The following is an 11,590-nucleotide window of genomic DNA, read 5'->3' as shown; positions in this document are numbered from 1 at the left end:
TTGCCAATAGCCCCACTATTGGCTGCGCCCTGCAGGAAGTGCCCTTGGGGTACGATTCGCGCCTTGATCTGCCCTTTATATTATAGGGTTCAGGCACAATCTCGCTGTCCCAGAATAAATCAGAGGCTCCATAACAGAGTAAAGTTGTATGGCAATATTTGGTAAACTCTATGACATGACATTGCGCTGGGCAGCCCACCCTAAAGCGCCATGGTATCTCGGCGGTTTAAGCTTTGCCGAATCATCGTTTTTTCCTATTCCTCCAGACGTTATGCTTGCACCAATGGTGTTGGCAAAACGTAATAAAGCCTGGTGGTTTGCAACAATCACCACCATAGCATCTGTGCTCGGTGGTATTGCTGGTTATCTTATTGGTTGGTTAGCCTTTGACCTTGTCGAGCCATGGATTCTGCAAGTAGGTCATGGTGATACACTTGAACTCAGTAAACAATGGTTCGAGCGGTGGGGTGTCTGGGTTATCTTCATTGCTGGTTTTTCCCCAATACCTTATAAATTATTCACCATTAGTGCTGGTGTCTTGGCAATGAGTTTTATTCCCTTTGTTGTCGCCTCATTGATTGGTCGTGGCGCACGGTTTTTTCTTGTCGCTGGTATTATGAAAGTGGGTGGAGAGAAAATGGAGGCTGCGCTACGCAAGTATATTGATACACTGGGTTGGCTAACGATTATTGTAGCGGTAGCTGCATATTTAATACTGCGTTGATTAAGGAAGCTCTGATTAAGTCATGAAGCCGCATCTTATGCCTGAAATATCCAGCTTCTGCGTTATAAATCTTTGTATCCCAAGAGTTATCCCTAGGGAATGTTACCGCATTCTCTCAGAGCCTGTCCCCCATGCCAAGCACGGGGCAGGCTCCGCGAAAGCGTGGGAGCGTAATAGCCCACCATTACGTGTAATTCACGTTTTAAATCCGAATATTTTAGGCGCAATCTATTGTGTGCCCTCAGGGTATTTCGTCACAAACAAATCACAGGTTCTTTAATTATGACCAATAATGATATTTTGCGCCGTTTGCGTTATACCTTTGATTTAAATGATTCAAATATGATTGCAATTTTTCGCGCAGCGGGGCATCAGGCTACACGCGCTGAAATCAGTGATTGGTTAAAAAAAGATGACGATCCTGCCTATCAAAAATGCAAGGATGTGTTGATGGCGACGTTTTTGAATGGATTGATTAATCAAAAACGCGGCAAACGTGAGGGGCCGCAGCTTGAGCCAGAAAAACGCTTAACGAATAATATTATTTTTATGAAATTAAAAATTGCTTTGGATTTAAAAGCAGAAGATGTATTGTCAATTATGGCATTGGTTGAGTTTACGATGAGTAAGCACGAACTAAGTGCGTTATTCCGTAAATCTAATCATAAGAATTATCGTGAATGTAATGATCAAATGTTGCGCTACTTTTTAAATGGTTTGCAGATAAAATACCGTGACTGTGACAAGAGTGTGGACGTCAGCGATAGTGTCGAAGAAGAGATAGAGGCAAAAAAAGATTCAGTATGGAGCCAAAGCAATAATAAACGTAGGGAAAAAAATAAAAGTAAGAGCTAAAGTGTAAGAGCTTTTATTTGGCCAATAATTAGAACGTATAAAGATGATCAAAAAATACTTTGTCTATCTGTTGCTTGGATTTTTGTGTGCTTGTTCTGATAACGAGGGTGTTTCGAAAGATACGACTGATAAAGCGACTGTGTTTGATTCACAAATTAAGGCGCTTGAAAAAGCTAAATCTGTTGATCAACAGGTTCAAGATGCTGCTACGATGTCACGACAATCTATTGAAAACAGTGGTGGTTGATGCGCTGCCAGATTTTGCTGTGTAGTTATTGCGTATTCATTACGACGCTGATAGTGTAAAGGAGCCCCTGATTTATTCATGAACTCATATATTATGTCTGCAATGTTCAGCTTCTGTGTTACGAATCTTCGCAATAGCTGGCTATTACGTGCAATTCGCGCCTTGTACCCCAAGGGCATGTCAAATCTGAACATTGCAGACATAATCTATTCCGTCCAGAATAAATCAGAGGCTCCTAGTGTTAACGATTTTGTATGATGCATATTTTGACAGGCGGAATCAGTGGTGTATTGCGTGGCCTATTGATTGCTACTCTATCGGTATTGCTTATCTCTTGCGCCTCGACCAAGCCGGCTACTAAGAATTTTCATATTGTTAGATCAGGCGAGACGCTCTTTCAGGTTAGCCAAAAATATGGCTACAGTCACAAGGTGGTGGCTCGTTGGAATGGGATAAGACCTCCTTATCGAATTCAAGTTGGGCAATTGGTTAGAATTAGCCCACCCACTATTATTGTTACGGCGCAAGGTAGTCAACGTAAGCCAGCGCCTGTTGTTGATAATCGAAGGCCTACTAAAGAAAAGTCCAAGGTTAAAACAAAGCCAAAATCGACATCCCCAAAATCAATACCCAGAGCCAAACCAAGATCTAAAGTAAATTCTAGGAAGCCAGTCCCAACCTCTAGTAATAAAAGTACTTCTACTAAATTTGGTTGGCCTTTAAAAGGGAAAGTAGTGTCAGGGTTCTCTGGCACGAAAAGGGGTAACCAGGGTATTGATATTGCCGGTAAGGTGGGGCAAACGGTGCATGCTGCCGCCGCGGGTAAGGTGGTTTACAGTGGCCATGGGCTACGTCAGTTGGGTCAGCTGATTATTATTAAACATGATTCACGTTTTTTAAGTGCGTATGGTTTTAATAGTCAACTATTGGTGAAAGAGGGTGATAACGTTAGGCCAGGTCAGAAGATTGCGGTGATAGGAAAAAATAAGACGGGGCGTTATGTGCTGCATTTTGAGATTCGTCGTGATGGTAATCCGGTTAACCCAAAGGTTTACCTTAAATAATCAGGTCGTGGCATAAAACCTTAAAAAAACACGATGGCGGCAACGTGGCGTTGTTCTTCCATCAGGATGTTATAGGTGCGACAGGCAGCGCCTGAACTCATTACTTCAACACCGATACCTTGTGCTAATAAGCACTCACGAACGCCTTTGGCCGGCCATTTTAGTGTGCCACCACTGCCGAGCAGGACGATCTCAGGTTGGTGTTCTTGCACTTTGGCCAGTTCATCGGCGCTGATGTCGTCATAGCGGGTGTTTGTCCAGTTTTTGATGAGTAGTCGCGGCATAATCAGCGAGGTTGATGTGATAAGCTCGATGGCGACGGCTTGGTTACCAAATCTGGGGTCTTGAATACGCTTAACAGTCGCCGCCATATCTTGTGGCGGTGTTACAATAAGCTCTTCAGGCGTGTAGGCGCGGATGACGTAGTAGTCGCTATTGGTTTCCAGGCTAAATTGCATGATGATGGCATCTTTAAAATGATGACATTGTGACGTCTTTGCCTTATCTGGTGCAAGTAGAGATGACTGCTGTGGATACATTATTCTCCTTAATGTGTTCAAAGTGTTTGCTATAAGCTCCTAAAAATCTTAGACTTTTTACTTTTTAGAGGCGAAAAACTTCATTGTTTCAGGATTTTCCGCGCATAAAGCGTCTGCCCCCCTATGTCTTTAATATCGTCAACGAGCTTAAGGCTGAGGCCAGGGCGCGTGGTGAGGATATTATTGACTTCGGTATGGGTAACCCTGATCAGCCGACGCCACAGCATATCGTCGATAAGTTGGTTGAGACAGCACAGCGTAGCGACACACATCGCTACTCTTTGTCGCGTGGTATTCCACGTTTACGGCGGGCGATTTGTGGTTGGTATCGTGATAAATACAATGTTTCGCTCGATGCTGATAAAAATGCCATTGTTACTATTGGCTCAAAAGAAGGGCTGGCACATTTGGCCATGGCGATGGTTGGCCCGGGTGATGCGATTCTGGTGCCGAATCCGGCCTATCCAATACATCCCTATGGGTTTGTTATTGCCGGTGCGGATATTCGCCATGTACCGTTAACCGAGGGTGTTGATTTTTTCGTTGAACTTGAAAAAGCGATAAAAGATTCGTGGCCTAAACCAAAAGCCTTGGTACTGAATTTTCCGGGTAACCCAACAACGCAATGTGTCGATCTTGAATTCTTTGAGAAAGTCGTTGCTATTGCCCGCGAGCACGAGATTTGGGTTATTCATGATCTCGCCTATGCCGATATTGTGTTCGATGGTTATAAAGCACCTTCGATATTGCAAGTGCCTGGTGCGATCGATGTCGCGGTTGAATTTTACTCATTATCGAAAAGCTATAATATGCCTGGCTGGCGCGTTGGTTTCATGTGCGGCAACGAAGTGTTGGTTGCTGCCTTGGCGCGTATAAAATCTTATCTCGACTATGGTATGTTTACGCCAATTCAAGTGGCGGCCATTACTGCCCTTGAAGGGCCGCAAGAGTGTGTTAGCGAGATACGTGATATGTATTGCAGTCGCCGCGATGTACTGTGCCAGGGTTTGAACACTATCGGTTGGCATGTGACGCCACCGAAGGCGACGATGTTTGTCTGGGCACCAATACCCCAAGCCTATAAAGTAATGGGTTCGCTCGAATTTTCGAAAAAATTATTAGTCGATGCCAAGGTAGCGGTATCTCCGGGTATTGGTTTTGGTTCTTATGGTGATGATCATGTGCGTTTCGGTTTGATTGAGAACGAACATCGAACACGCCAAGCTATACGTGGTATTAAAGAAATGTTTCGCAAAGATGCCCTAATTAATATTAACGGCAATCCAAATAAGGGAGATGAAGCTGTTGAAACCAGTTAATGTTGGCATTCTTGGTTTGGGTACGGTGGGTGGCGGCACCATCAATGTGCTGGCGCGTAATGCTAAAGAGATTGCTCGTCGTGCTGGTCGCGAGATCAAAATTATTGCAGCGGCGGCGCGCGAAGTCAAAGGCTGTTCTACGGACGATTTTACTGTTACGGAAGATGCCTTTGCAGTGGTTAACAATCCTGATGTCGAAATTATTGTCGAGTTGATTGGCGGTTGCGATCCAGCTAAAGCATTGATTCTGACCGCTATCCGTAATGGTAAGCATGTTGTTACTGCCAACAAAGCCTTGATTGCACTACATGGTAATGAGTTATTTGCCGAGGCACAAAAGCATGGTGTGACGATTGCCTTTGAAGCAGCGGTGGCTGGCGGTATCCCGATTATTAAAGCCTTGCGCGAGGGTTTGGCAGGCAATTCAATTTTGTGGGTTGCTGGTATTATTAATGGTACCGGTAACTTCATCCTTAGTGAAATGCGCGACAAAGGCCGTGACTTTGCGGATGTACTAGCAGAAGCACAAGCACTGGGTTATGCCGAGGCAGATCCGACTTTTGATGTTGAAGGTATTGATGCAGCGCATAAGCTCACTATTCTTGCCTCGATTGCGTTTGGTATACCGTTACAATTTGATGCCGTATTTACTGAGGGTATTGGCAATATCACCCGTGATGATATGCAATATGCCGAAGAATTAGGCTACCGTATTAAACATTTAGGCATAGCGCGTCGTACTGATGCTGGTATTGAATTGCGTGTGCATCCCACTATGATTCCTCAGCGTCGCTTAATCGCCAACGTTGATGGCGTAATGAACGCGGTATTAGTGATGGCCGATGCCGTAGGGCCAACCTTGTATTACGGTGCCGGTGCCGGTGCTGAGGCCACGGCTTCAGCCGTTGTTGCTGACCTGGTCGATGTGGTGCGTGCATTAACGACTGATCCTGAAAACCGTGTGCCGCATTTAGCATTTCAGGCGGATGCTTTGTCTGATATTGCCGTGTTAACAGCCGACGAGTTTGAAACAGCTTATTATTTAAGAATGAACGCAGTTGATGAACCCGGCGTGTTGGCCGATGTCACCCGCTTGCTTGGTGAGCAGGGCATTAGCATCGAAGCTATCTTACAAAAAGGGCAAAAAGGGCAAAAAGGCTCATCGGGCGATGACAACCTGGTGCCTATTGTGCTGTTAACGCAAAGAGTCAAAGAAGCGAAGATGAATGCAGCGCTTGATGGTATTTCACAGTTATCATCAGTGACAGGGAATATCGCGCGTATTCGTGTTGAATCATTAAACTAACTACTATTTATTCATTTTGAGAACAGACTATGCCATTTCGTAATCGCTACACAGGCTTAATTGATGCCTATCGTGATCGTTTGCCCGTTAACGATGACGCACGAGTAATCAGCCTGGGTGAAGGCAATACGCCGTTAATTCGCTTGCATAATATTCCTGACATACTAGGCAAAGATGTTGACATCTATGTTAAATATGAAGGTTTAAACCCTACTGGTTCGTTTAAAGATCGCGGTATGACCATGGCGGTGACCAAGGCCGTTGAAGCGGGCAGTAAGGCCATCATTTGCGCCTCAACGGGTAATACCTCAGCTTCAGCCGCTGCCTATGCAGCGCGCGCAGGCATTGCTGCGTTTGTTTTAATACCGGAAGGTAAAATCGCGCTTGGTAAACTTGCTCAGACGATGATGTATGGTGCTGTTATCATTCAAATTAAAGGTAATTTTGATGACGGTATGCGCTTAGTCAAAGAAGTTGCCGAAACGGCACCGGTAACAATAGTGAACTCTATTAATCCGTTTCGTTTACAGGGTCAGAAAACAGCGGCCTTTGAAATTATTGAAGAGCTAGGTCGCGCACCGGATTATCACTGTTTACCCGTAGGTAATGCCGGTAATATTACGGCACATTGGATTGGTTATTGTGAATCCTCTGCTGCGTCAGGTGATTGTGTGACTGAGGCCTGCACCTTTTGTGATGGTCATTGTAAGTATACGGGTGACCCTATTGTGGGGAATCGTCCAGTCATGGTGGGCTATCAGGCCAGTGGTTCGGCACCGTTTATGCGTGGTGATATGGTTGATGATCCAGATACGGTGGCAACCGCGATTCGTATTGGTCATCCACAATCGTGGCATCAAGCCTGGAAAGTCAAAGAAGAGTCAAAGGGTTGGTTTGATGAGTGTACTGATGAGCTAATTCTTAGCACGCAAAAATTACTAACTGAAAAAGAGGGGATTTTTTGTGAGCCCGCCTCTGCAGCATCGTTGGCCGGCGCGATTGAGGACATTAAATCAGGTAAGATAAAAGAAGGTAGTACGATTGTTTGTACACTAACTGGTCATGGCCTGAAAGATCCTGATATCGCTATGAAACAAGGTCAATCGACATTCGTTACGGTTGATGCAACACTTGATGCTATTAAAAAGACAATTCTTGATAATATGGAATAAGCCCAATATTGTTAAGCATTCCTCTTAGGCGTTATCTTTAATTATCTGCTCAATGGTTTGTGTTAAACGTCGGGTACATTTGTCAATTTTATCGGGGTCTTGGGCATTTAAAATATGCGACTCTAGAGTATTTGCTGCCGCTTTAAGGTTGGGCCAGTCAACGTAACAGCTCGCACCATGAAGCCGATGCGCAAGCTGATAAATTGCTTCGGAATCGTTGTTGCGCTGATAGTTCCCCAGTTGTACCAGGTTCGTTGGCAGTTCTTTAAGTAGCATGGTGCGTAATTCGTTGAGGGTAGAGACTGCTTTTTTGTTTTTATCGCGCGTGTTTTTTCTGGCCTCTTTATTATTGTCGTCATTCGTGTCAAACCAGTTGTTGAGTTGGTAAAGTAAATCTTGCTCGGTCACAGGCTTGATAAGCCGATCATTAAAGCCGATGTTAATTAATTCACGTAGGCTTAAACTAAAAGAATCTGCGGTTAAGGCGATGATCGGAGTGGTTTGGTTTATACACTCGGTATTACGTATACGTTTAACTGCTTCGACTCCATTGACATCGGGCATATGGATATCCATTAATATCACGTCAAACTTTTGTTGATTGGCCAGAGTAACTGCTTCAATAGCGCTGCTAGCCAGTTGATATTGATGCCCGTTGCGTTGCAATAAGTGAGAGACCACCCTCAGATTAATATCATGGTCATCGACAATAAGGATATGGCGACTATTGTTTGTCTTTTTCACGTTCATTGCTTCTAAATACCGTAGGTATTATCCCTTTGCAAGCGATTGTCGAGTGTATAACAGGTCATTGTAAAAGGGTGTTCTTTTGCCGTTTCAGCAAGCAAAGTGTCTGTTTTTACGATAGAATTCGCGCATGCATTTTCCAACTATTGAAGATTTTGTCGGTAATACACCGCTAGTGCGCTTGCAACGATTAATCGGGCAAAGTAGTAACACTATTTTATTGAAATTAGAAGGCAATAACCCTGCTGGGTCGGTCAAAGATCGTCCTGCTATTAGCATGATCAGCCGTGCTGAGATGCGTGGTGATATTACACCTGGTGATACCTTAATTGAGCCTACCAGCGGCAATACCGGCATTGCCTTAGCAATGGCGGCGGCGGTTAAGGGTTACCATATGATTTTGGTTATGCCTGAGCATATGAGCCTGGAACGGCGTAGTATTATGCGTGCTTACGGGGCTGAGATTGTGTTAACGCCTAAAGCAGGCAGTATGGAAAAGGCCATTGATGTTGCGCGTGAATTGGTTGCCAAAGGTAAAGGTAAGCTGTTGGATCAGTTTGCTAATTCGGCTAATCCATTGGCGCATTATGAAGGCACAGCAAAAGAGATTTGGTATGATAGCCAAGGTACGATCACTCATTTTGTTTCATCGATGGGCACAACCGGAACCATTATGGGTAGCTCCCGTTACCTGAAAGAAAAGAATTCAGCTATTCAAATTATTGGCGTGCACCCCACAGAAGGATCTGCCATCCCTGGTATTCGTCGTTGGCCAAAAGAATATCTACCTAAAATTTATGATGAGACGCGTGTCGATCGTATTATTGAGGTTAATGAACAAGAGGCTACTGAGACGATGCTCGCGATGGCGCGTGAAGAAGGCATATTCGCTGGCATGTCATCCGGCGGGGCTTTATGTGCGGCTTTACGTCTATCACAAGAAGTCGAAAACGCGACGATTGTGAGTATTGTTTGTGATCGTGGTGATCGCTATCTCTCAACGGGTATTTTTCCTTGACCATGAACGTATTTGTATTTGATATAGAAACCGTGCCCGATGTCGAGGGTGCGCGACGTATTCATGACCTTGAGGGGCTAGATGATAAGGGCGTAGCTGATGTGTTGTTTTATCACCGTCGTCAGCAGGCTAACACCGAATTTTTGCGCCATCATCTACATCGCATTGTCGCCATATCCGTTGTGTTTCGTGGCTCTTCTGACCGGCTTAAAGTGTGGTCGCTTGGTGATGAGGGCTCATCAGAAAAAGAGCTTATCCAACGTTTTTTTGAGGGCATAAATAAATATACGCCCACCTTGGTATCATGGAATGGTAGTGGTTTTGATCTGCCCGTTTTACACTATCGTATGTTGGTTAATGGCGTTGTCGCACCACGTTATTGGGACAATGGTGATGATGATCGAGACTTCAAGTGGAATAATTATCTGAGCCGTTACCATCAACGTCATACCGACTTAATGGATGTGTTAGCCGGCTTTAGTCCGCGCGCCAATGCACCACTGGATGAAATGGCAGCCCTGCTTGGTTTTCCTGGCAAAATGGGCATGAGTGGCGCCAAGGTGTGGGATGCCTATCAAGCCGGTGACATTAAGGGTATTCGTCACTATTGCGAGCTTGATGTGCTTAATACCTATTTAATTTATCTGCGTTATCAGATGATTCGTGGCCAGTTACTTGAGGCTGAATATATTAATGAATGTCAAATGCTTAGGAGTGTCTTGGCAGAAGAAAAACATGAACACTTTGATCGCTTTCTGAGCGCCTGGAAAAACTAACTCCTAATATGTCTAGAGCAAAAAAACAGGCCATTACTGAACATACGGCAATAGTTGAAGACCTTAGCCACGATGGTAAAGGAGTGGTGCGCGTTGACGGTAAAACAGTGTTTATTCATGGTGCGCTACCGGGTGAAGAAGTCACCTTTAATTTAAAAAAACGTCGTCGGCGCTGGGACGTTGCTGAATTAATTAGCATTAAAAATGCGTCTACTGACAGAGTTGAGCCGCGCTGCGCTGCCGCCAACATGTGTGGTGGTTGCAGTCTTCAGCATCTTAATAGTGAGGCACAAATTTCACTCAAGCAAGGTAGCTTGCTTGAAGCGTTAAAACGCATCGGCAAAACCGAACCACAAGAAGTGTTGCCTGTTATGACGGGCAATTTTTGGGGTTATCGGCGCAAGGCAAGGCTCGGTGTGCGTTATGTCACCAAGAAACAATCACTGCTAATTGGTTTTCGCGAGAAGGACGGCCGTTTTTTAACGGATATGCAGCGCTGCGAGGTGTTGCACCCTAATGTCGGTGAACGTATAAATCAGCTACGCGAGCTAGTGGGTGGTATGAATGCGGCGAAAGAGATTGCGCAAATCGAAGTCGCGATGGGTGATACGGTTACGGCATTGATATTTCGTAACATGATCGAGTTGGACGACAACGATACAGCCAGTTTAATTGACTTCGCTAAGAACAGTGGTTTACATATTTATCTACAACCAGCGGGGCCAAGCAGTGTTGTGCCACTGTGGCCGCTTGATTCAAAACTATCTTACCGGCTTGATCAATTTGATCTTGAGTTTGAATTTTTACCCAGTGACTTTACCCAGGTTAACCAAAGTATTAATCAACAGATGATTAGCCAGGCGATTAGCTTGCTCGATTTAAATAAACAAGACCGAGTCTTCGATTTGTTTTGTGGCTTAGGGAATTTCAGCTTACCTATGGCTCGTTTCGCTGGTGAAGTGCTGGCGGTTGAGGGTGAAGCCAGTTTGGTACAAAGGGCGAAAGATAACGCTGAACGTAATGCTATTGATAATGTTGAATTTCACGTAGCGGATTTGAGTAAACCGCTGATTGATACGCCCTGGTTTAAATCATTTATTCAACAAGGTGTTGAAAAGATGCTGCTTGACCCGCCGCGCTCTGGTGCTTATGACATCATTAAAGAATTACAACCGGTCAAGTTTAAACGCATTGTTTATGTTTCTTGCCATCCGGGTAGCTTGGCGCGTGATACGGAATTGTTAGTGCACGAGCAAGGGTATAAATTAGTCAAAGCCGGTATTATGGATATGTTCCCGCACACAGCGCATGTTGAAGCAATGGCAGTGTTTGAGCGCTGATGGCACAAGAAATAGAACGAAAATTTCTCATTAAAAATGACGATTGGCGTGCCAATGCCGACAGCGGTGTCGAAATGGTACAGGGTTATTTGCAGAGTGGAGAAAAAAGCTCTATTCGTGTTCGCCTTACAGGTGATAAAGCGTGGCTTAATATTAAAAGTGCAACGCTGAGTATTTCTCGTAGTGAATATGAATATACTATTCCCTTAGCCGACGCCAAAGAAATTTTATTAAGTTTATGCGGGCAATCGCTTATCAATAAAACTCGTTACCATGTTGACATCGGTCATCATACTTGGGAAGTAGATGTGTTTGCTGGCGATAACTTAGGACTTATTGTTGCAGAAATAGAACTTTCAGCAGAAAATGAAGCATTTGAAATGCCTGCTTGGGCAGGTGAAGAAGTCTCACATGATGCGCGTTACTACAATGTTTGTTTGGCAAAGCAGCCTTATAAGGACTGGTCTTAAGCACTTCCCACAC

Annotated in this window: 13 protein-coding genes; 11 read left to right on the top strand and 2 right to left on the bottom strand. The window is 44.6% G+C overall.

The annotated features are described in order from the left end of the window. Window positions 1–148 precede the first annotated feature (148 nt). The 4 genes from JKY90_10055 (at window position 149) to JKY90_10040 (ending at window position 2,890) form a co-directional block, all read left to right on the top strand. Entirely contained in the window at window positions 149–724 is a 576-nt protein-coding gene (locus JKY90_10055; GenBank protein MBL4852597.1) for a DedA family protein, read from the top strand. Window positions 725–1,006: 282 nt separating this feature from the next. Next, window positions 1,007–1,579: a DUF1456 family protein gene (locus tag JKY90_10050; protein ID MBL4852596.1), complete on the top strand. Its 573-nt coding sequence runs from the start codon at window positions 1,007–1,009 to the stop codon at window positions 1,577–1,579. A gap of 43 nt (window positions 1,580–1,622) precedes the next feature. Beyond that, window positions 1,623–1,826 (top strand): hypothetical protein, encoded by a 204-nt coding sequence (locus tag JKY90_10045; protein MBL4852595.1) that lies wholly within the window; start codon window positions 1,623–1,625, stop codon window positions 1,824–1,826. 254 nt (window positions 1,827–2,080) lie between these two features. Further along, on the top strand, window positions 2,081–2,890 hold the full coding sequence (locus JKY90_10040; GenBank protein ID MBL4852594.1) for a peptidoglycan DD-metalloendopeptidase family protein: 810 nt from the start codon (window positions 2,081–2,083) through the stop codon (window positions 2,888–2,890). 20 nt (window positions 2,891–2,910) lie between these two features. Here the strand turns inward: JKY90_10040 and JKY90_10035 are convergent, their stop codons facing one another. After that, window positions 2,911–3,429: a hypothetical protein gene (locus JKY90_10035; GenBank protein MBL4852593.1), complete on the bottom strand. Its 519-nt coding sequence runs from the start codon at window positions 3,427–3,429 to the stop codon at window positions 2,911–2,913. A gap of 83 nt (window positions 3,430–3,512) precedes the next feature. Between JKY90_10035 and alaC the strand changes: the two genes are divergently transcribed. Genes alaC through JKY90_10020 form a run of 3 tightly spaced genes read left to right on the top strand, consistent with a single transcriptional unit; the run spans window position 3,513 to window position 7,226 of the window. After that, window positions 3,513–4,748, top strand: coding sequence for an alanine transaminase (gene alaC / locus JKY90_10030; GenBank protein MBL4852592.1), 1,236 nt, complete (start codon window positions 3,513–3,515; stop codon window positions 4,746–4,748). Next, the gene (locus tag JKY90_10025) at window positions 4,735–6,054 is read left to right on the top strand and encodes a homoserine dehydrogenase (GenBank protein ID MBL4852591.1); all 1,320 of its coding nucleotides are present in this window, start codon (window positions 4,735–4,737) and stop codon (window positions 6,052–6,054) included. Before alaC ends, JKY90_10025 begins: the two co-directional genes overlap by 14 nt. 29 nt (window positions 6,055–6,083) lie before the next feature. Then, the gene (locus JKY90_10020; protein ID MBL4852590.1) at window positions 6,084–7,226 is read left to right on the top strand and encodes a threonine synthase; all 1,143 of its coding nucleotides are present in this window, start codon (window positions 6,084–6,086) and stop codon (window positions 7,224–7,226) included. Window positions 7,227–7,250: 24 nt separating this feature from the next. On the opposite strand, the gene JKY90_10015 is transcribed toward JKY90_10020, so the two are convergent. Further along, the gene (locus JKY90_10015) at window positions 7,251–7,970 is read right to left on the bottom strand and encodes a response regulator (protein MBL4852589.1); all 720 of its coding nucleotides are present in this window, start codon (window positions 7,968–7,970) and stop codon (window positions 7,251–7,253) included. Window positions 7,971–8,103: 133 nt separating this feature from the next. Between JKY90_10015 and cysM the strand changes: the two genes are divergently transcribed. Genes cysM through JKY90_09995 form a run of 4 tightly spaced genes read left to right on the top strand, consistent with a single transcriptional unit; the run spans window position 8,104 to window position 11,577 of the window. Then, window positions 8,104–8,991, top strand: coding sequence for a cysteine synthase CysM (cysM, locus tag JKY90_10010; protein MBL4852588.1), 888 nt, complete (start codon window positions 8,104–8,106; stop codon window positions 8,989–8,991). Between the two features lie 2 nt (window positions 8,992–8,993). Beyond that, a complete protein-coding gene (locus JKY90_10005) occupies window positions 8,994–9,767 on the top strand; it encodes a 3'-5' exonuclease (protein MBL4852587.1) in 774 nt (257 codons plus the stop codon). Between the two features lie 8 nt (window positions 9,768–9,775). Continuing rightward, on the top strand, window positions 9,776–11,107 hold the full coding sequence (gene rlmD, locus JKY90_10000; GenBank protein MBL4852586.1) for a 23S rRNA (uracil(1939)-C(5))-methyltransferase RlmD: 1,332 nt from the start codon (window positions 9,776–9,778) through the stop codon (window positions 11,105–11,107). Next, on the top strand, window positions 11,107–11,577 hold the full coding sequence (locus JKY90_09995; protein MBL4852585.1) for a CYTH domain-containing protein: 471 nt from the start codon (window positions 11,107–11,109) through the stop codon (window positions 11,575–11,577). The genes rlmD and JKY90_09995 overlap by 1 nt, the downstream gene beginning before the upstream one ends. Window positions 11,578–11,590 lie beyond the last annotated feature (13 nt).

It is taken from the genome of Gammaproteobacteria bacterium (assembly GCA_016765075.1).
Taxonomy (GTDB): Bacteria; Pseudomonadota; Gammaproteobacteria.
Note: the sequence above shows the minus strand (reverse complement) of the source record. Positions and strands in the feature narration are given on the sequence as shown.